Source organism: bacterium (genome assembly GCA_036504735.1).
Taxonomy (GTDB): Bacteria; Electryoneota; RPQS01; order RPQS01; family RPQS01; genus DASXUQ01.
Map to the genome: position 1 here is coordinate 617,743 of DASXUQ010000005.1, position 20,909 is coordinate 638,651.

General features: G+C 59.7%; 16 protein-coding genes. 10 read left to right on the forward strand and 6 right to left on the reverse strand.

The features are described 5' to 3' along the window. The first annotated feature begins 2 nt into the window (after positions 1 to 2). Genes VGL38_04380 through alaS form a run of 5 tightly spaced genes read left to right on the forward strand, consistent with a single transcriptional unit; the run spans position 3 to position 5,500 of the window. Positions 3 to 470 (forward strand): SRPBCC family protein, encoded by a 468-nt coding sequence (locus tag VGL38_04380; GenBank protein HEY3294648.1) that lies wholly within the window; start codon positions 3 to 5, stop codon positions 468 to 470. Positions 471 to 530: 60 nt separating this feature from the next. After that, entirely contained in the window at positions 531 to 1,610 is a 1,080-nt protein-coding gene (gene recA / locus VGL38_04385; GenBank protein HEY3294649.1) for a recombinase RecA, read from the forward strand. Positions 1,611 to 1,623: 13 nt separating this feature from the next. Further along, positions 1,624 to 2,256, forward strand: a complete 633-nt coding sequence (locus VGL38_04390; GenBank protein ID HEY3294650.1) for a hypothetical protein — start codon at positions 1,624 to 1,626, stop codon at positions 2,254 to 2,256. After that, positions 2,253 to 2,768, forward strand: a complete 516-nt coding sequence (locus VGL38_04395; GenBank protein ID HEY3294651.1) for a regulatory protein RecX — start codon at positions 2,253 to 2,255, stop codon at positions 2,766 to 2,768. The genes VGL38_04390 and VGL38_04395 overlap by 4 nt, the downstream gene beginning before the upstream one ends. 44 nt (positions 2,769 to 2,812) lie before the next feature. Next, positions 2,813 to 5,500 carry an alanine--tRNA ligase gene (gene alaS, locus VGL38_04400; protein HEY3294652.1) on the forward strand — a complete coding sequence of 896 codons (2,688 nt, stop codon included), beginning with the start codon at positions 2,813 to 2,815 and terminating at the stop codon, positions 5,498 to 5,500. A gap of 63 nt (positions 5,501 to 5,563) precedes the next feature. Here alaS and VGL38_04405 read toward each other — a convergent pair whose 3' ends face one another. Further along, positions 5,564 to 6,028, reverse strand: coding sequence for a peroxiredoxin (locus VGL38_04405; protein HEY3294653.1), 465 nt, complete (start codon positions 6,026 to 6,028; stop codon positions 5,564 to 5,566). A 241-nt stretch (positions 6,029 to 6,269) separates the two neighbouring features. Between VGL38_04405 and VGL38_04410 the strand changes: the two genes are divergently transcribed. Both VGL38_04410 and VGL38_04415 read left to right on the forward strand, forming a co-directional pair. Continuing rightward, positions 6,270 to 6,896 carry an SIS domain-containing protein gene (locus VGL38_04410; GenBank protein HEY3294654.1) on the forward strand — a complete coding sequence of 209 codons (627 nt, stop codon included), beginning with the start codon at positions 6,270 to 6,272 and terminating at the stop codon, positions 6,894 to 6,896. Next, on the forward strand, positions 6,893 to 8,968 hold the full coding sequence (locus VGL38_04415) for a BatA domain-containing protein (GenBank protein ID HEY3294655.1): 2,076 nt from the start codon (positions 6,893 to 6,895) through the stop codon (positions 8,966 to 8,968). Before VGL38_04410 ends, VGL38_04415 begins: the two co-directional genes overlap by 4 nt. A gap of 60 nt (positions 8,969 to 9,028) precedes the next feature. On the opposite strand, the gene VGL38_04420 is transcribed toward VGL38_04415, so the two are convergent. From VGL38_04420 to VGL38_04440, 5 genes are all read right to left on the reverse strand, one after another. Then, the gene (locus VGL38_04420) at positions 9,029 to 10,534 is read right to left on the reverse strand and encodes a hypothetical protein (protein HEY3294656.1); all 1,506 of its coding nucleotides are present in this window, start codon (positions 10,532 to 10,534) and stop codon (positions 9,029 to 9,031) included. A 76-nt stretch (positions 10,535 to 10,610) separates the two neighbouring features. Beyond that, entirely contained in the window at positions 10,611 to 11,588 is a 978-nt protein-coding gene (locus VGL38_04425) for an aspartate-semialdehyde dehydrogenase (protein HEY3294657.1), read from the reverse strand. Next, a complete protein-coding gene (locus VGL38_04430) occupies positions 11,585 to 11,869 on the reverse strand; it encodes a hypothetical protein (GenBank protein ID HEY3294658.1) in 285 nt (94 codons plus the stop codon). Before VGL38_04430 ends, VGL38_04425 begins: the two co-directional genes overlap by 4 nt. 33 nt (positions 11,870 to 11,902) lie before the next feature. Further along, positions 11,903 to 12,883, reverse strand: a complete 981-nt coding sequence (selD, locus tag VGL38_04435; protein HEY3294659.1) for a selenide, water dikinase SelD — start codon at positions 12,881 to 12,883, stop codon at positions 11,903 to 11,905. Between the two features lie 40 nt (positions 12,884 to 12,923). Next, entirely contained in the window at positions 12,924 to 15,176 is a 2,253-nt protein-coding gene (locus VGL38_04440) for a transglycosylase SLT domain-containing protein (protein ID HEY3294660.1), read from the reverse strand. 244 nt (positions 15,177 to 15,420) lie between these two features. Here VGL38_04440 and VGL38_04445 point away from each other — a divergent pair, with 244 nt between their 5' ends. The 3 genes from VGL38_04445 to VGL38_04455 are packed head-to-tail and all read left to right on the forward strand — an operon-like array spanning position 15,421 to position 20,908. Next, entirely contained in the window at positions 15,421 to 17,340 is a 1,920-nt protein-coding gene (locus tag VGL38_04445; protein HEY3294661.1) for a hypothetical protein, read from the forward strand. A gap of 41 nt (positions 17,341 to 17,381) precedes the next feature. Then, entirely contained in the window at positions 17,382 to 18,299 is a 918-nt protein-coding gene (gene traF / locus VGL38_04450) for a conjugal transfer protein TraF (protein HEY3294662.1), read from the forward strand. After that, entirely contained in the window at positions 18,284 to 20,908 is a 2,625-nt protein-coding gene (locus VGL38_04455) for a hypothetical protein (protein ID HEY3294663.1), read from the forward strand. Before traF ends, VGL38_04455 begins: the two co-directional genes overlap by 16 nt. Position 20,909 lies beyond the last annotated feature (1 nt).

A 20,909-nucleotide genomic window follows, 5' to 3' on the forward strand; every position in this document is an offset into this window, starting at 1 on the left:
GTATGTCCCGACAATCCTGGATTTTGGAGATCAACGCCAACAAGGATAAGGTGTGGAACCTGCTGGCCGATCCCAAGGAATTTGCCTTTTGGGCCCCTAACGTGCGTGATCTGGCGCTGGAGCCGAACAAGCTCGACGTGGATACGATCCGCCATTTCCGTCTCGATATCAGCGGCAAAATTGAAACCCTCGAAACACGTATCACCCATTGCACCCCCGGCGAGAGTTTCGCCGAGTCGCCCGTGGGGGGATCGCTGAAGATCCACGAAAAAGTGACGCACCTCAAAATGGTGTATCGCGTGGAATCGCTGGACGACAAGACCTGCAACTTCATGTTCACCATGGATTGGGAAATGAAGGGCTTCTTGAATCAGATGCTGGAGAAGGTGGTTATGGGCGCCTTCACATCCCAGCTCCGGCTGTGGTTCGACCGTATGAGAACCTACGCCGAGACCGGACGTCCTGTCTAAGGACATGCGGCCCTGCGGGCGACATCTCTAACTTTCAACATATTAACTAAGAGATCGGTCATGACCAAAGAAACCGACGACAAAAAGAAGAATCTCGACATTGCCCTGCAGCAGATCGACAAGCAGTACGGCAAGGGATCGATTATGCGGCTTGGCGACAATGGGCCGATTCAACGGGTAGAGGTCATTCCCACCGGGTCGCTCGCGCTGGATTCAGCTCTCGGAGCCGGCGGCGTGCCGCGCGGCCGTGTCATTGAAATCTACGGACCGGAATCTTCCGGCAAGACGACCCTGGCGCTGAGCATTATTGCCCAGGCCCAGAAGTCGGGCGGCAGCGCTGCGATTATCGACGCGGAACATGCCCTCGATGCCACCTATGCCAAGGCGCTGGGTGTGAACATCGACGAGCTGCTGGTCAGTCAGCCCGACACCGGCGAACAGGCGCTGGAAATCGCCGAGATGCTGATTCGCTCCTCGGCGCTGGATGTGGTGGTGGTCGACTCCGTGGCAGCCCTGGTGCCCAAGGCGGAAATCGAAGGCGAGATGGGCGATGCCCTGCCGGGTTTGCAGGCGCGACTGATGAGTCAGGCGCTGCGCAAACTGACGGCGGTGGTCTCCCGCTCCCGCACCAGCCTCATCTTCATCAACCAGCTCCGAATGAAGATCGGCGTTATGTTCGGTAACCCCGAAACCACCACCGGCGGTAACGCGCTGAAGTTCTACGCCACGGTGCGGATGGACATTCGCCGCGTCGCGTCTCTCAAGGACGGCGAAAATATCGTCGGAAACCGCACGCGTGTAAAGGTCGTTAAAAACAAGTTAGCGGCCCCCTTCCGTGAAGCGGAATTTGACATCATGTACGGCCGTGGCATTGATCACACCGGCGACGTGCTGGACCTCGCGTCCAACCTCGGCGTGGTGAACAAGAGCGGCACGTGGTACAGTTACAATGAGGAGCGGCTGGGCCAGGGCAAAGACCGCGTGGTGGAACTGCTGAATGAGAATCCCACCACTCTGGCCAGCATCGAGCGGGCCGTCCGCACCATGCTGGGCTTTGAAGCTCCCGAACTTGCCGAGGCGGCTCCCGCAGCCGAACCGGCGACCGATGGTCGCACGTCGAGAAGCAAAAAGAACGCTTAAGCCGGCCCTACCGGTGAAGATTAGACATCATCATGGGCGGCGGCTGTTGTTGGCCGCCGCCGTGCTGTTCCTGTTGGCCACAGCAGTACAGGCCCATCAGCTTGTGCTGTCGACGGGTTACGCCAATTCCAGCGCACCCAAGACCGGAGGGGACATCGACAAGGTCAATCCGCCCTTCACAGGCGGCGGTGGCTTTGCGGTCGGGGTGCGGGCCGACCTCGACACGCCCAACAAGCGGATGTGGATCAGTCCGGCGTTCCTCTTCTGGAACAATCTAACCGGCGCGCCCGACCTGAATTCCCGCGTGAACTATTTTCAAATGGAAATCGGCGGCCGCGTGTCGGTGCATACGCGCACCGATCCCACCTTCTATGGTGGCGCGGGCGTGGGCTATACCCTGTCACACGGCGTCAAGCGTCCGCGCTACGCCGGCGACGCCCAGACCTTCGACGGAGATTTTCCTTCAGCGTCCATACATGGCGGGGTCAAACTGCCCAATCCCTCGTCCGGCGTAACGGTGCTCGCGGAAGCATCCTATCACTTCGGGTTGGAACAGCCAACGGGGCATCTTGCCATCGGCCCGGCCCGCGCGGCGTTGATTCAGATCGGCGTTGCCTTCGACTTAGTGAGTGGAGCGCAGCCGTGAACATCGAATATCCGCAGCGAACAGAACGCCGCTCCCGGCCCAAGGTCAACTCCCTGCAGTATGCCGTAAGGCTGCTCTCCGTTCGCTCCTATTCCGAGAAGCGGCTGCGCGAAAAACTGGCAGGCCGGCAGTTTACTCCCGAAGAGATTGACAGTGCGGTCAAGCGGTTGCGCGACGAGCGGCTGCTGGATGACCGCAACTTCGCCGAAGAATTTGTGCGCACGCGGTTGCTGCTCCGTCCCCGGACGGGCGCGGCTTTATTGCGCGACCTGCTGCAGCGCGGCATTTCCAAGCATCTGGCACAGGAAGTGATTGCCGAAATGGCTCCCAAAGACCAGGATGAGGCGCTGGCGCGCGAACTGCTGCGGCGTAAGGCGTCGCTCTATGCAGGATTGGATGATCAGACCCGCCGCCGCCGCATCATGAGCATGCTCGCGCGGCGAGGTTTTTCCTACGATACCATCGATAAAGTGCTCAAGGCCGGTCCCGGCGACCTGTCCGATGAGTCCTGACAGCCGGGCCGTAATTTCCCTTTGCATCTTGCCAACGAAGTGATATGACCTCCAAAGAAATCCGCCAACAGTTCCTCGAGTTCTTCCGCGAACGCGGCCACACCATCGTTCCTTCCGCCTCCGTGGTTCCGCAGGACGACCCTACGTTGCTTTTTACCAACGCGGGCATGAACCAGTTCAAGCCTATTTTTCTCGGCCGCGTCAAGCCGGACTACACCCGCGCCGCGGACACGCAGAAGTGCATCCGCGTCTCCGGCAAGCACAACGATCTCGAAGAGGTCGGTCCGTCGCCTTACCATCATACGTTTTTCGAGATGCTGGGCAACTGGAGTTTCGGCGACTACTTCAAGAAGGATGCGATTGTCTGGGCCTGGGATCTGATCACACGCGTGTATGGCATGCCCAAGGACAAGCTTTACGCCACCGTCTACGAGACCGATGATGAGGCCGAAGCGCTGTGGAAGAGCGAGACCGATATTATTCCGTCGCACGTGCTGCGCTACGGCAAGAAGGACAATTTCTGGACGATGGGCGACACCGGCCCCTGCGGCCCGTGCAGCGAACTGCACATCGACCGTGGCCCGTCCTTCGATTCCGATCCGAACGCGTTCGTCAACACCGGCTCGCCGCGCTACATCGAACTGTGGAATCTGGTCTTCATCCAGTATGAACTCCAGAAGGACGGCACGCTGCTTCCCCTTCCCGCCTGTCATGTGGACACCGGCGCGGGACTGGAGCGGCTGACTACGGTCATGAACGGCCTGCGTTCGAACTATGACACGGATCTTTTCCAGCCGATCATTCAGACCATTGCGCAGATGTCCGGCAGACCGTATGCCGATGATCCGAGCGGCGTGCCGCACCGGGTGATCGCTGACCACTTGCGCTGCCTGTCCTTTGCCATTGCCGACGGCGCCATGCCCGGCAACGAAGGGCGCGGCTATGTGCTGCGTCGCATTCTGCGCCGCGCGGCGCGTTTCGGGCGCAAACTCGAGATTCATGAACCGTTTATCTACAAGCTGGTACCGGTGCTGATCGATGTGATGGGCGACGTTTTCCCTGAACTCAAAGAGCGCCACCTGCACGTCACCCGCGTCATTCAGTCCGAGGAAGAGCATTTCGGCAAGACGCTGGATCGCGGCCTCGAACGCTTCGACGAAGTGGTTTCCGAGTTGCGCCAGCACAAGTCCACCATTATCCCGGGTGCGGAAGCCTTCCGCCTTTATGACACTTTTGGTTTCCCGCTCGATCTGATGCAGCTTATGGCCCGCGAGCAGGAATTAACGGTGGATGAGGCGGGATTCGAAAAGGAGATGGCGGCGCAGAAGGAGCGGGCCAGAGCGGCAGGAACGTTTAAGGCTGATGGTGGCTTCAAGAAATTCGTTTCAGAGATATATGGACCGTCCCAGTTCGTCGGATATGATCATTGGAATAGCGTTGAAGCAGATCTTCTAGGCATCGAGCCGCAGGATGTGGATGATAACTCCTTCTATCTTGTGACGGACAGAACCCCCTTCTACGCGGAATCTGGTGGACAAGTCGCCGATCGCGGATTCATTGACCTCGTTACAGATGCAGGTCTTCCAGATAGATTGGAAGTCACCGAAGTTCAGCGAATGGGACAAGCGATTGTCCATACAGTTCAGCCCGCATCGCCAGACATTAAGCAGTCGCTCGTCAGGAAGGTCCGATCCGACGACGAAACTTGGGTGAAACGCACGAAAGCTCGGCTGTCGGTGAGGCGTGAACATCGCATCCCCACTCAGTACAACCACACGGCCACGCACTTGCTGCAGGCCGCGCTCCGTGAGGCGCTGGGAACGCACGTGCATCAGACCGGCTCGCTGGTAGATCCTGACTATTTGCGCTTCGACTATTCCCACTATGAGAAGCCAACGGAAAGCGAACTGAAGCAGATCGAAGAGCGCGTCAACGAGTTCATCCGCATGAACTATCCGGTTAAGCCGCGCACTACGACCCTTGCCGAAGCTAAGGCCGCCGGTGCGATGGCGCTGTTCGGCGAGAAGTATGGCGAAGAAGTGCGGCTGGTAGAGATCGGCGAGAATGGTCAGTACATTTCCCGCGAACTCTGCGGCGGCACGCACGTGAGCCGCACCGGCGACATCGGTGTGTTTGTGATCGAAACCGAAACCTCCGTCGCCGCGGGCATCCGGCGCATTATCGCCCTCACAGGCGAGCGCGCGCTGCGCTATCTGCTTGAACGCCGCGACAAGGTCAATGACTTCACCGGAGTGTTGCAAAGCGAAGGCAGCGACCCGCTGGACAAGCTGCGCAAGATCCTCGAAGATAAGAAAAAGCTCGAGAAGGAACTCGAGCATCTGCGCGCCCAGACGGCGGCCTCCTCCATGCACGATCTGGCATCGAAGGCCGTATCCATCGGCAGCGCAAAACTGGTGGCCACGCAGGTGGATGCTCAGAATATGGATCAGCTCAAAGAGATCGGCGACGCATTGCGCGAGGCACTGGGCTCGGGCGTCGGCGTGCTGCTGTCCGTATTTGACGGCAAGCCCGCGCTGGTGGTGGTGGTCACTCCCGATCTGGTCAAGTCCGGCGTGGATGCTGTGCCCATCGTCAAGGAACTCGCTAAGTTCCTGCAAGGCGGCGGCGGCGGCAAGCCGCATCTGGCCACGGCAGGCGGCAAGAATCTCGAGGGTATCGCTGACGTGCTGGCTAACGCGCAGGACCTGGTCGGTAAATACGTCAAATCGTGAAAATGGAAAAAGGGCAGCCTGATGGGGCTGCCCTTCGCTGAACTCCTGTGGTCTCCCGCTGCGCTACACGAGTCTGGAAAGATACGCGAGCACTTCCTCGTTGTGAACGGGAGCGGAGACCGGGTCCCAGATCTTCTCAATCCGCCCGTTGTCGTCGATCATGAACGACACACGACGCGCACGCACACTCGCTTCATCCGGTTTGTTCGCCACACCATAGGCCCGGGTTACCGTGCCGCCGGTATCGGCCAACAGCGAAAAAGGCAGCGAGTATTTCTGAGCAAAGCGTTTATGTGATTCCGGCGTATCCGTACTCACACCGAGCACGGCAATTCCCTGCGCGGCATACTGACTGATGCTGCGAGCGAAATTGACAGCTTCCAAGGTTCAGCCCGGCGTGTCGTCACGCCCGTAGAAATAAAGCAGTACGCGTTGGCCGTTGTAGTCCGGCAGACGGTGGCGCCTGCCATCACCATCCATCAGATCGAAATCCGGCGCGGGTTGGCCTTCCTGCAAATGAGTGTGCATGTTGCATGCCCCGTTTCTAAATTCACACCATTCTTTGACTAAAAATGTTCCATTGCGCTTGCCGCATGGGGACTAACATAGCCACAATCCTTCAGACTTTCAAGTCACGGGTAGGGTCAACAGCGATGCAATTATTTCTACTTGCTTGCACTAACTTCTTCATCGTGCCTTCAGAATGAGAATCAGGAGAGGCGTCCCACTGCGCGGGACGTCATCAGAGTATTTCGGATCAGGAACTGCCATGAACGAACCTCAGATTTCCGCCATCAAGAAGTCCCTTGAAACCGCCGTTCAACAGGCGGCAGAAATGCATGGCCGCATGGACGAAACCCTCCCCGCTCTTTCGGCAATTGCCCAGGCGTGCGCACAGGCGTTGCGTAGCGGGGGCACGGTCTACTTCTGCGGCAACGGAGGTTCTGCGGCGGAAAGCCAGCATCTGGCCACGGAATTTGTCGTCCGCCTCTCTTCACAGCGAAATCGCGCGGCCCTCTCCTCTATCGCCCTGACTACCGACACCAGCCTGATTACCGCCTGCTCCAATGACCTCGGATTCGACAAGATTTACTCCCGCCAGATCGAAGCTCACCTGAAGGCCGGCGACGTGCTGATTCTCCTCTCGACCTCCGGAGCATCGCCCAATCTTCTCGAAGCCGCCAGCGCGGCGCGACACAGGCGGGGAACTGTGGCGGCGTTTGTCGGTGAAAAACAGACACCGCTGGACAAGCTGGCCCACCACACCCTGCACATCCCCTCGCCGCACTCGCAGCGGGTACAGGAAGGTCATTTGCTGTGCGGTCATCTGCTGGTGGAAATGGTGGAAGACCTTCTGACTGAAACGCCGTCATCCGCGCCGGAAAATAGTCGATGACTTTTCTTAATGCCATCTGGGCGGCGCTCGCCCTCGGCCTCGCGCCGATCCTGATTCACCTTCTGATGCGCCAGCGCTACAAGAAGGTGGACTTTCCCACGTTGCGATTCCTGCGGGAACTACAGCGCCAGAAAATGCGGCAGCTCCGCTTCCGGCAGATCCTGTTGCTTATTCTGCGCACCCTCGCGGTGCTGTTCCTCGTGTTGGCCATAATGCGGCCCGTGCTGAAATCCACGGCGGGAATTCTGCCCGGCGGACAGGCCCGCACCACTGCCATTCTCATTCTGGATCGTTCCGCGTCCATGCAGACGGAGACTCCGGACGGTACCCGTTTCCGGCAGATGCAGACCCGCGCGCAGGAGATTCTGGCCGCACTGCGGGATGGCGATGACGCCCAGATTATCTGGGCCGATGACAATCCCGAACGGTTCCCCGAAGCGCCCACCGCGCAGATCCGTCTGCTGCGCGAAGCGATTGTAGATGCCCACCCCACGGAGCGCGGCGGCAATCTGGTTAAGGCTTTTCAGCAGGCGCGGCAAAGCATCGGAGCCTCGCAGAACCTGCACAAAGAAGTCTATGTTCTTTCCGATCTGAGCCTCAGCGCCTGGCCCGAAAAGCTGCCCGAGGCGCAGTTGCTGCCCAAGGATGTGCGGCTCTTCCTGCTGCCCGCCGGCGGATCGGCGCCGCGCAATATCGGTGTGACGGAAGCCTCCATCGTCTCGCGGATTATCACCCCGGGACGGCCCGTGGACGTGCAGTTTACCGTGCGCAACTCGGGAACTGCTCCGGCGACAGATCGCATTGTGAGCGTCTATGCCGGCGGCCGCCGCGTGGCGCAAACCCGCGTGACGCTTGCTCCCGGTGAGGCGCGCCAGCAGGATATCCGTTTCGTGCCCGATTCCCCCGGTGATCAGGTCGGCTCGGTGCGGATTGAAGAGGCCGATGATTTTCCCGCCGATGACCAGCGCAACTTCGTGCTGCGAGTCCCCGCGAACCTGCATGTGGCAGTCGTCGGCAGCGACGGCCCCGCGCGCACGCTTACGGCTCTTGCGCTGAATCCTTCCGCCGATCCGGCCTCCTTTGTGAACGTGAAAGTCGGCACTCCTGCCGCGCTGGAGTCCGACGACTGGACCACGTTAGACGCGATTGTGCTGGTGGATGCCGCCGGTTTCAGCGGCAATTTTCCGGCGCGGCTCCGCAGCTATGTGGAAGGCGGCAAGGGAGTGCTGATTATTCCCGGACCGCAGACCGATATGCGCGAATCTTCCGCATGGCTGGCAACCCTCGGCCTGCCTTCACCCGGTGACGTGTGGCAGGGACCGAGTGCCGCGCGCTGGACTCACGTCGACCTGCAGCATCCGCTGTTTGAAGGCCTGTTTCAGGAGAAGCCTGCAAGCATTTCTCCGGATCTGTCGAAGATCATCCGCGTCGCACCCACAACCACGGCCACGGAAGTCATCGCCACCTCCGCCGGTGTTCCGTTTTTGCTCGAGGCCCGGGCCGGACGCGGCCGCGCGTTACTAATGACCAGTTCCCCCGATCCATCGTGGTCCACCCTCTACCGCAGCGGCATTTTCCCGCCGCTCATGGTCAGTGGCGTCGCCTATCTTTCGGGCATCGGCACATCCGGTGTGGACTATCAGTTGACGGCAGGCGTCCCGGCGCAGATTCAGTTCAACGGCGCTCCGGGAGATCAGCGGTTTGAACTCCGCGGGGATCAAACCGTTTCGCCCGCGGTCGAATCCGCTCCCGCCGGTTTTCAGGTGAAGATTCCCCCGCTGGACAAACCCGGCGCGTATGAACTCTGGCAGGGCAACCGGCGCTTGGCTTCGGTGGCGGTGAACACTCCGCCGCGCGAATCCGAGTTGCAGCCCGCTCCCGAATCCAGTTACCGCAACATTCTGGGCGGACAGATCACCTTCCTCGGTGAACGCGCCAATGTGCAGACGGCGATACTGGAAGGCCGCTTTGGACGCGAACTGTGGAAGCTCTGCCTCTACATTGCCCTTGCGCTGCTTATCGCCGAAATGCTTATCGCTCGCGTCGGAAAGCGCGAGGTTGCGCCGGCTTGAGTTCCGCGTCAGCGTTGAAATGCAGCGGGCCCCGATCCTCGGAGCCCGCTTTGTTTTTGTCTATCGCACAAGCAGCAACCGCCGCGTGAGGTGCGGCGAACCGCGCAGCGACACCCAGTACGGCCCGGATGCCAGACCCGATAAGTCGAGCGGTATCGTACTCTGGCCTGCGGGTAGAAAGCCCATGTGCCTTACGAAAACCGTTCTGCCCGTAATATCGGTGACCATCATCGCCACACTCGCGGCATGATCCAACGTCAGTGGCAGAATCGTCGTGCCATTGAACGGATTTGGAAAATTCTGCCCAAGGAAGATACGGGATGGTTTTGCAACATCCGCTGGTTGCACAGACATGCCGCGCCACGATGCGTCATACATCACATCCGTGTCTCCCAGCGGAAAACGCGCCGCCCACAGCGCCGTCGCCCCAAGATGTCCCGCCGCCGCGCACAGGCCTCCGTCGCGCACTGCCGCGCCGGTTTCGCAGAGCGGCGTTGGCCCGCTGAGGGTCCACGGCGTGGCCACGTCCCCTCCTCGCACCAGCACTGTCGCCGCTTCATCCACTCCGTTATCACACAGATAGAAGATGTTGAAGGCCGACCCGTCGTCGCTCATGATGACCTTGGGAGAATGCTCATCGGCCATGCTGTCGGTGATCGCCATGGCCGGAGAGAAGCTCACTCCGCCATCGGGAGAGTAGCTCAAAAAAAGGTCCCGCTGGCTGCTGGCGTTGACCCGCCGCGAGTACACCAGCACAACCATGTTGCCGTAGGCGGCCAGCGACGGTTCGCGCTGCGCATAACCGGCGTCGTCCACAGCGGTGCTGTCCCCCCATGTAACGCCTTCATCACCGCTCGTAAAGATCCGGATCTCTTCGGGAATGGATCCGGGCCGGTCCACGGTCGCCGCCACAATGAGCCGCTCTTCTCCACCGGACCATGACGCAGTCACATCAATCCCGTCGGGAATGGCATCCGGGCTGTCGAAGGAGCACAGAGACCGCGTCGGTTGAAATGTGGCGCCGCGATCCTGTGTCTGGGCAAACCATAGGGAGTAGTGATTGGTTTGCGGAGCCCGCTCGATCCAGGCCAAGTTCACATAGGGGTCACCCAGTTGAGCGGCTTCATCATTCATCATCGCCGACGCGACGACGTGCCCGCTGCACTCCGCCGCCACCGTGCACTGCACCGCCGTGTGCCAGTTGTTCGCTCGTGGTGTGAAGCGATAGAGACTCTTCGCAGCTGATGCGCCGCTCAAGAACACGTACTGAAACTGCCGGTCTGCGGCAGCCCTGATCCTCGGGCTCGGGATCGGCGCAGGCAGGGTGTCGCACACGCTCCAACTGGCGCCATCGTCGGTAGACGTTTTCATGCAAAGAATCGCTTCATCCGAGACGCAAAGCGCCCGCAGGGTCCGTCCTGCGGGCGTAATGATTACAGCGGGATCACGTTCATTGCCGGAGGTAGCGAACAGCGGCATGTCACCTGACCAGTCGAGGGACTGCGCCGCGGCGAGCGCGCAAAGTGCAAGCAGTGTGCAGGTTGTTACTGTCCGGCGAACCCACATCGTTCCGCCTCCAGATTTTCTGAATCGTACATCGACTCAAAATCGAACCCGGCGACGCAGCGCCGGGCTCACACCATCAGTCCTTGAATAGCTCCATCAGAATCTGCACGGCATTGGACGCGGCCCCTTTGCGCAGATTATCACCCACCGCCCAGAACTGCAGCCAGTGCGGATCATCGCGGTGAATCCGCAGGCGGCTGACAAACACATTCTGCTGCCCCGCAATCTCCAGGGGCGTACGGTAATCATTCGCCTGATAGGTCATTCCCGGCATGGCGCTCAGCACCGCTTCAATCTGCCCGCGTGATGCCGTTCGCTCGCATTGCACCGTTACCGCCGCCGAATGTCCGACGCGCACCGGCACGCGGACCGTCGTAGTGAACACGGTCATCTGTGGCCTGCCGAGAATCTTCTTCAGCTCCTCGACGACCTTGCGCTCTTCGTCGCACATTCCATCTTCATCGAACGGGCCGATTTGCGGAAACACATTGTGCGCGATCCGCCTCGGGTAGACCCGCGGTGCATGCGCGCCGTCTTCCAGTTCCGCATCGAGTTCGGCCAGTGCATCCTGTCCCGAACCGGAGACCGATTGGTAGGTGTCCACGATGGCCGTTTTCAATCCCAGCAGCCTGTCGAGTGCCGCCATCGGCAGCACCACCACACTGGCCGAGCAGTTCGGATTCGACACCAGATTCCGGTGCGCCGACAGTGTGTCCCCGTTAATTTCGGGAATCACCAGCGGCACCTCCTCGTTCATCCGGAACTCCGCCGAGTGATCGATCACCGTGACTCCCGCCCGGGTAAACTGCGGAGCCCACTCCCGCGAAATCTGCTTGGACGTCGCAAAAATCGCCGCATCCACACCGTTGGGAACGCCGTCCAGTTTTTCCAGCGGCAGCGCGCCGCCGTTGAACGCCACCATCTTTCCCGCGGATCCGTCGGAGGCAAAAAGCCGCAACGACGTCAGCGGGATCTGCCACTCGGTCAGGACGTCCAGCGTGGTCCGTCCCACAAGTCCCGTGGCACCCACAATGGCAAGGCGAATCGGTTTCAACGGTTTCTCTCTCCGAAAATAATCAGCAGTCCCAGCGCCATAACCGCAATCGGCCAGATGTCCACACGCTCCAGCCATTCCACGCCGGAATTCTTCCCCAGCCAGATCAGCCCCAGGATCAGCAGCAAGATACCCACAAAAACGCGAGCCAGACTGTTTCGCGGCCGCCGTACAGGTTCCGTGTCTCCGGCAGCCTCGTGCACGATACGATTCGTCAACGCATCATCAAGCCTGCGCTCGAGATCGCTCATGCGGTGTTCCAACGATTCCAGATCACTCATGGCATCCGCTCCCGTGATTGGTGAAGATACCCGTTAATCGGACAGTCGAATCTTGTGCCCGGCCGTCACTGACCCCACAACCGCCGCCGCCGTGACGCCGGCCTTGTGTAATTCTTCCACCGCACTGCCCGCCTGCTTGTGCGGCAGTGCAGCCAGTAATCCACCGGAAGTCTGGGCGTCGTAGAGTAGCCACACCGTGCGTTCATCCGCGCCCACACTCTCCTCAACCAACGCTTCGTAATACCGCTTGTTGGCGAACGTCCCGCCGGGAAATTTTCCGCTCTCGGCAAGGCTCAGCGCGGCACGGTAGAACGGAAAGTCGCTCAGGCGGAATTCCATACCGACCTTCGACGCCACGGCGATTTCCGACGCATGCCCAATCAGGCCATTGCCCGTAATGTCCGTGCACGCGTGCACTTCAAAATGGGCAAGGGTCTCTGCCGCGACCTTGTTCAGGGTCTTCATTCCCGCAATTGCATCCGTCGCCTCGGCCACAGCCACCGTTTCGTTCTTCAGCGAGGTGGTGATAATCCCCGTGCCCAGCGGCTTGGTGAGAATCAACGCGTCGCCGACCTTCGCGCCTTCATTGGTCCAGTATTTCCCGGGCTGCACGATACCTGTGACCACCAGGCCGTATTTCGGCTCCTGATCGTCGATGGTATGTCCGCCGACAATGGCAATGCCTGCTTCCATGGCCTTTTCCGCGCCGCCGCGCAGCACCGCATTCCACAGCTCCGCCGGATATTTGCGCGGAAAGCAGCAGACGTTCAGTGCGAACAACGGACGCCCGTTCATCGCGTACACATCGCTCAGGGAATTGGCCGCGGCAATCGCGCCGTAATCGTAGGCGTCATCCACCACCGGCGTGAAAAAGTCCACCGTCTGCAGCAGCAGCTCACCTGAGGGCAGCCGGTACACCGAGGCATCATCCTTATGCGAAAACCCGACGACGAGGTTCGCATCGGGATGAACGGGAAGACCGTCGAGAATCCGATCCAGCTCCGCTGGATCCAGTTTCGACGCTCAACCCGCGCAACGCACGAGATGCGTCAGCTTAGTGAGTTCGTCTTTTGTGTACGCCATAGGCAGCACGAGGCTTTCGTTGTGGAGCCGGCGATTCCGCCGGCGTGTTCAACTGCAAAGTAGTCACGATGTCCGGATACAAGCGGCGGTACGCGGCCGCATGCTCGATATTCCGCTTCACATACATCCGGGTTTCGCGATAGGGAATATGCTCGATAAAATCGTCGCGGTCCTGCGAATGGAATTCGGACGCCCAGGATTGCGCCGCGGACGGACCCGCATTGTACGCGGCAAGGATCAGCACGGAATCGCCGCGGAAATCGGCAAACAGCCGCGAAAGGTGCGCGACGCCGATCTGCAGATTGTAGTCCGGATCGCGCAGTTTCCGCGCCGCATAGCCGATGCCGAGGCTGCGGCATTCCATGTACGCCGTTTTGGGCATAAGCTGCATCAGTCCCGTCGCCCCTGCCGGGCTGACAATGCCTTCTTCAAAATGGCTTTCCTGGCAGATCAGGCCAAATACAAAATAGGGGTCGAGATGGTACTGCGAGGCCAGCCGGACGATTTGCGGATCGAAGTCCAGCGGGTAGGAGACCGCATTGAACGCCGCCGGGCGCGAGCCTGCGGTGCGAAGATACGTTCCCAGTTCCGTAAGCACCACCCGCCACGCCGCCATGCGCTGCCCCTGCCATAGCAGAAACTGCGCCTTCCACCAGGGCAGTCCGTTCGCTTCCGGCATCTCTTTGATAGCCCACGGCAATTCCCGCAGCGAAAACTCCGGAATGCGCATGGCGGCCAGCAGCGCGAACTTCTTGCAATGCTCACCGCCCGCTTCCCACACATCGTCGAGACTCGGACAGGCCAGAGGATGCTGCTCGATCACTACGGAGTCCGGCTTTACAGGTGCAATAATCGCGTTGTAGGAATACGGGAAGCGGCTCTGCAGCAGTGCCCAGTTCTGCCGGGCTTCCGCTTTGTGCCCTGCCTTGGTCGCGGAGCGCGCCAGCCAGTAGAGAGCCGCCGGAGCATAATCGGCATTCTCGTTGTAATCGTACAGACTCTGGTATGCCTTCTCCGCCTCGGCGAAATGCCCCCCGTCCCACAGGGCCCGGCCCAGTTTCCACAGGCAGTCTGCCTCTACCCCGGTGCCTTTGCTGACCGTCTGCCAGTGCTGATACGTATTTACCGCTTCCTGCGGGCGATTACGGTCCAGTTGCAGCGTTCCCAGCAAATCCAGCGCCTTGCCGGCAATGTCCAAGTCTCCGGTCTGGCTTCCGGCCTCGGTCAATGCCGGAATCGCTTCGGCGTCCCGGTCAATCAGGTAAGCCGAGCGTCCAAGATAGTAGTTTGCCTTATAGCGAAATTCGCTCTGCGGAAAACTGGTCAGAAACGCCTGAAGCGTCTCGATAGCATCACGGTGGTGGGAGAGCGCATTCTCGAACCGGCCCTTGTAAAACCTCAGCACCTCTTCGATCTGCCGCGGCTGGATGCTCTTCAATTCCCGTTCGATGCGTTCCAGCCCCAGCGCGTACTGTTTGCGCTGATCCATGGCGCCGAATTCGCGTTCCCGTTCATCGGATGTTTCCATCCGGGGGTTGTGCCCGAACCGCTTCGCGTAACCGTCGAGCAAGGTGCGAACCCGGCTGCCCTCCCCGCTCAACGGGGCAAGGACATAGGCCCTCCAGAGCGCGTCCACCGCCTCGTCGTGCCTCCCCAGCATGGCCAGAGTCTGACCGCGCACGAATTCGATATGCTGCCGGTCGTCCGTATCGGCGCGAAACCGGCTGTACTGCACCGTATGGCCGAGGCAATCGTCCAGCATGCCCTTTTCGAACTCATGATCGGCAAGCTGGTAGAGTGCATCCGGACACAGCGCCGACGTCGTATCGTCCGCCAGTTTTTTCCACTGTTCCATCGCCAACGCGTCCTGCCCGGCGTGGTTCAGCGCGTCGGCTCGCAGCCAAAGCGCATAATCAGCCAGATTCGCCGGCACTCCCAGATCCAGAAACACCGGCACGCTGCCGTAGTCTCCGCCCGAAGAAGCCCGCCACGCCAGCAGAAAGTTCGCCATCTGTTCCGCGCAGCCACGGCCTTCGCCTCCCACGTCCATCAGAGTATCGTGCGCCGCCTTGGCTTCGCCGCTTTCCACCAGACTCCAGTATGTGGCAAAGCGGGCGGAATCCTCAGAAAGAAAACCGCCGAAACAGACTCCGGCATGGCTAAGAGTGGTAACCAGCAGCAGAAAAGCGGTAACGCCCAGCGGGCGGAAGATCCAGCGTTGCATGACTACTAAAGTACGGATTTGCCAAGAGAATTTCAAATGCCGACCGTGTTTATGGTGCGCTAAAGTAGTGAGCGGGAAGGGATATTCTCTTATGTGGAGATAGACACTTGAAAGTTCCGTCAAGAATGGTTATTTTTAGTCTCTTCATCCACTCAACTGGCCGTGAACCCCACCGCGCCCCTCTCCCCCTATGCTCAAGGTTTGGCTGTTTTTTCTAACGCTAACAATTTCAGTTGTTTGTGCGTTGGCTCAGGATGTCTCTATTTACGACATCCAGTTTACTACGAATCCCTCCGGAACGTCCCCCGATAGCGGGCTGACCGTCTCCACGGGAGGTTTCGTCACAGGGATCAATTACTCATCGAATTCCCTGTACTACTTCCTCTCGGACCGCGCAGGAGGCCGCTGGCACGGTATCCTCGTCCGGGACAACCAGGACCGCCACCTTGCCATCGGGGATTCCGTCCACCTGTCCGCTCAAGTCTTTGAATCCAGCGGCCAGACCCGTTTGCAGAATATCGTGACCTGGGACTCGGTTCATGCCGGTGTCGCCGTCCCTACGGCGGTCATCACCTGCGCCATCCTAAGCGATTCCACCACTCTCAGCCGTGAGTCCACGGAAGGCGTGCTGGTTGAATTGCAGAATGTGACGGTCGCATCGGTCAACGGTTCGGACTTTACGGTCACGGACGGCAGCGGTACGGCTGTGATTACGTCCTACGGTTGGACTCACGCCATGCCGATCACAGGAGATTCCATCCTCTACGTGCGCGGCCTGGTCTCCAGCACGCCCAATGGTTTCCGGATCAATCCCCGCAACGACTTCGACCTGATCTACACGTCCAATCGTCCTCCGGTCATTTCGCAGGTGCGCAACATGCCGGCGGCTCCCTCCAGTCTGGAATCGGACACGGTAACGGCACGCATCACGGATGAGACTGTGGTCGCCGACGCGCGGGTTTACTACCTGTTCGGCACCACCGGAGACTATCTGCCCCTGTCCATGTTCGACGATGGCATGCACGGCGACGGCGCGATGGGCGACAACGTGTGGGGCGCGATCATCCCGCAGGGGACGCCCCGCTCGACCTGCCATTACTACATCTGGGCCACCGACGATTCCGGACGGTTTTCCACCAGCCCGCCCTCGGCGCCGCAAACTACCTACAGCTTTGTGGTCAGCCCGACCATGGCTGACATTTACAACCACTATGCCGATTTTGACAATGCCACCATTACCATGAACGGCGTTGTGAATTTTGTGGAAGATGTCACCACCTCCAGCGGTTCGCGCCGGATTTCTGCCTATATGCAGGATGAGAGCGGCCGCGGGTTCTATCTCTCGCAGTCCGGTGCGGCATCCACCTATCCCGGCATCGTGCGCGGCAATCGCATCAGCGTCCGTGGCGTTGTGCAGATCTACGCGGGCGCGGTTCAGATGGGCGGTTTCACCGCGGCGGACATCACCGTGATGGCCAGCGGTGTGCCCATGCCTGCGCCCATCGAACTGAAGACCGGCGACCGCCACACGCAGCGCGAAATCATTCGCACCTCTGCGGCGGGAGCTTACGGCACGGGAACATGGTGCAAACTCACCGGCACGGTCTATCGCGTGGATGAGAATGTCGGCGGCGGCACCAACATCGCCATCGATGACGGCACAGGGAGCACCACCGTTCGCGTGTGGGATTCCATGAACATCGACAGCGTTCAATTGGACGGCGCCTGGCATCCCCTGCATGACCTCGCCGGCAAATTCGTCAGCATCTACGGCCCGTCCTCCAGCTACAACGGCGACTTCCAGTTGCTGGGCGGTGGCGATGTCAGCGATTTCGAGACTCCCGGTTCGGGAACGCCCGCCCAGGGGCTGTCACTGGACATTCCCAATCGCCCCTTTGCCCCGGAGATCGGGCAAACCCTTAAGATTTCCTACAATGCTCCGGCGCTGGGACAAGTGCGTGTGCGGATCTTCGATCTGCGCGGTCGGCTTGTCCGCACCCTCGTCGATAAACTGTCCGGCGGCCCCAATGTAATCCAGTGGGATGGCCGTAACGAGTTGAATGAACTTCTGCCCATCGGCACCTACATCGTGCACCTCGAATCCGTCCAGAGCGGAAATTCGAAGACAAAGGTGAAACCTATTGTCGTTGGTACTAAACTCTGAGCGGAGTGTTGGCTAAGTTGTTTACGCATTGTGAGGCGCTTTTGAAATCCTTTCTTACAACGTTGTTACTGTTGGCTGTGCCGCTTCTGGCGACTGCTCAACTCATTTCGAATCCCTATCCGCCGGTGCCTGCCGCCATGGCCGTCGCCGGAGCCTATACCGCCGCCGCCATCGGCGCGGAAGCCCCGTTCTACAATCCTGCCGGTCTGGCCTATGGCAAAGGCACCGAAGGACGTTTTGCCTATCAGCAGCCTTGGAGCATGGTCGGCATCTCCCATCTGTCCGCCGCCGGTTACACGACTCTCCCCCGCAAATTCGGCGGGATTGCCCTCGGCGTTCAAAGCCTCGGTACACGGTCAGACGGCCACACGCTGGCTGCCGAGACCGAAGCTTATCTGGCTCATGGCATAATGCTGCAGAAGGACATCCACTCCTCGCTGGCATTCGGCTACACCCTGAAGCTGATCAACTATGACCTTGGCGAATCGGTCGCCAATGATCAGGGCGTCTCCCAGAATCTCGGCAGTTCAACCACATTCGGTCTGGATGTCGGCGCCACGGCACAGCTTTGGGACCGCTTCACGCTGGGTGGCTCCTTTAAGAATATCAATCAGCCGCAGCTTGGCGCAAATCTTAAACGCGATCTGCCGCGCATGATCTCCGGTGGTCTCTGCTATCAGCCCTACTACGGCGTCCGCACCACCCTCGACATCGAGCGCGTGATCAGCGGTGAGACCCAGTTTAAGGGCGGTATCAACGCCACTGTGGTCAAGCCCCTCGACATCCGTTTCGGCGTCATGTCCAATCCCAACAGTTTCACCGCCGGATTTGGTTTGCACTGGCGGGAACTGGTGATTGACTATGCGTTCATCTATCACTCTGTCCTGAATCCTTCGCATCTTATCGGTGTCGGCTTTAACCTCGACAAATCACTGGCGGACATATGGCAAGCCAAGTGATCCGGTTGTGTGCGATTCTGCTGCTCGCGTTCGGGCTGGCGCTGTCCGCATCCGCTGCGGAAAAGCCGGACCTGAATTCGATGACAGCAGAGCAGATTCATGCGCTCCCTGTAACGCAGGAGCAGGCCGACGCCATCTGGCAGCGGCTGCAGTTTGAGGGCCCGTTCCACAACATCTATGAACTGCGCGAACTTCCGGAAATTGACGCGACGACCATGGCGGCCATTGAAGCGCTGGTGCGCGTCACTCCGCCCCGCCCTGCCGAAGAACGCATCCAGCGCATCGAAGACGCCTATTACCGCATCGAAAATCTCGGCACGGAAGAAGGCACCAATGTCGGTCTGGTGGATGAGTGGATCGACCGCCTGATGGAACCGCTGAACGTCAACGAGGCCAGCCTCGATGAGTTGATGGATCTGCAGAACGTGTCGCCCGCCGACGCCGTGGCCATCTACATGGCGGTGCAGCGTCAAGGCGGCATTCGCGGTTCACGGGACCTGCGCGCCGTGCCCGGCCTGTCCGACTGGGGCTACCGCAATTCGCGGAACTATCTGGGCTATGACCAAGTCACAACTCATGGCAAGCTGCACGGCAATTACACTTTCCGCAGCTATAACACGCCGTTTTTTGCCGATGAAGAGCTGGCGATCAATCCCGATCGGTTGGTTGACCCGCGCCCGGACGTCAGCCACAAGCTGCGTTTCACCTATGAACGCCGCTACAAGGGCGGTCTGCTCTGGCACCGCAACCTCGGCGAACCGACCTACTACGCCAACAGCGGCAGCGATATCAAGATTCCCGAGATGAAGTGGTTTGCCGGAATTGAAAAGCAGAAACTCGGTCCCGTGCTGCTCGACCGCGCTTACATCGGAAACTACCAGACATCTCTCGGCCAGGGCGTGGTCATGGAAAGCGGCGACTATTTCAGCCCGCGTTATTCCGGTTTCGGCTTCGACAAGCGCATCACCGGCATTGCTCCCGACCTGTCCCGCGCTCAGGAATTCACGCTGCGCGGCGCCGCGGCGGAAACTTACTTCGGCCCCTTCAAGGGCACAGGCTTCTTTTCCAAGCAGAAGAAGGACGCCATTCTGAACCCCGACGGTTCACTGAACCGCCTCGTGACTCTTGTGCCCCGCGACGACGTAGACATGTATCCGACCGCACAGGTTATCGGCAACAAGGACACGGTGTGGGTTCCCTCTTTCGAAGGCAATCAGTCCATGCTCAACAACGTCACCGAAGTCGGTTTCGGCGGCGAACTGGCCTGTCGCCCGTGGACGGGCGTTTCGATTGGTTTTGTCGGCACGGAGTTTCTTTATGACCGCCCGCTGAAACCGGACTTCGGCCAGAGCTACAAGGATTCTGCTTATACCCGCACGCTGCACAATTCGCTGTTGTCCGACACCACCGGCGCCGCGGCCACGACGCCTCCGGATACTCTGGTGGACATCTATCCGCTGATTGCCGCGCCATCCGTGTACAAGGTTGGCGCCAATGCGGTAAACCCGGAAATCACGCAGGGCTATTACAATTCGTCGACGTCCGCCCTGTGGTCTGCCGCCCGTTCGGTGCGCCAGATCTACGGCCTTAACATGCTGTCTGTGGTCAATAACTACACCTTCCAGTTCGAATACGGCGAGTTTCAGGACCAGGGCCACTTCCTCCGTCTCGGCGACGATCCCCACGCTCTCGTGGCATCGGCCTATGCCCAGTGGAATTCCCTGTCGCTGCTGGCGGTGTATCGCGACTACAGCATCGGCTACGACAATCCCTACTGCCGCGGCTTCTCGAATTATGCGCGCTGGAAGGGGACGACGTACGAAGACGAGTTTTACCTGTCCAATCCGGTGTTCGCGCAGATCCAGCGCAATTCGGCGGTTCCGCAGGCCGAGCGCGGCGTGTATCTCGAGAGCCGCTTCCAAGTCTCCCGGCCTATCACCTTCGACGCTCAGGTGGACAATTGGACGCGCGTCGCCGATCAGGCGGACTACTACCGCTGGGTAGGCAATATCACCTACCGTCCCGTATGGCCGGTAGTGGTGCGCATTCGCCAGAAACTGCAAGGCCGCTGGCACTTCGATCCGGCCAAGGAAACCGGATTCACCACGTACGAGAACCGCATCAATCTGGATTTCCGACTTTCCCGTTTCGACGGACTGAATCTGCTCTTTGCCAACGGTTACACCAGTTTCACTCCCCGCCCGCGACTGACGGGCGAAGCCAATCCGACCGGTGTCTCCCCGATCGATGCCAACGGCGCATCGCCCACGGAAGCCATCGGTGTTCAGCTTACCCACTACTTCTCGCAGCGGTTGCGCGTACGTGCCGCCTGGGAAATGTATGACGGCTTCTTCTGGAATTTCGAGGACAGCGATTTTGCGGTGCTTCAGGGAAAAAGCGCCCGCTGGTGGTTTTCGGTATCCGACCGCCTTTCAGACAATCTTTCGGTCCGTTTCAAATTGACTCGTGACAGCAGTCTTCCCGGGACGTGGATCCAGTCACGCAACAACAACGCTTATCCGACTCAGACTCCAGGACGCAACTACTCGGGTGATAACGCGACCGTGAAATCCTTCTCGTTCCGCGTCCAGTTAGATTATCTCTTTTAAG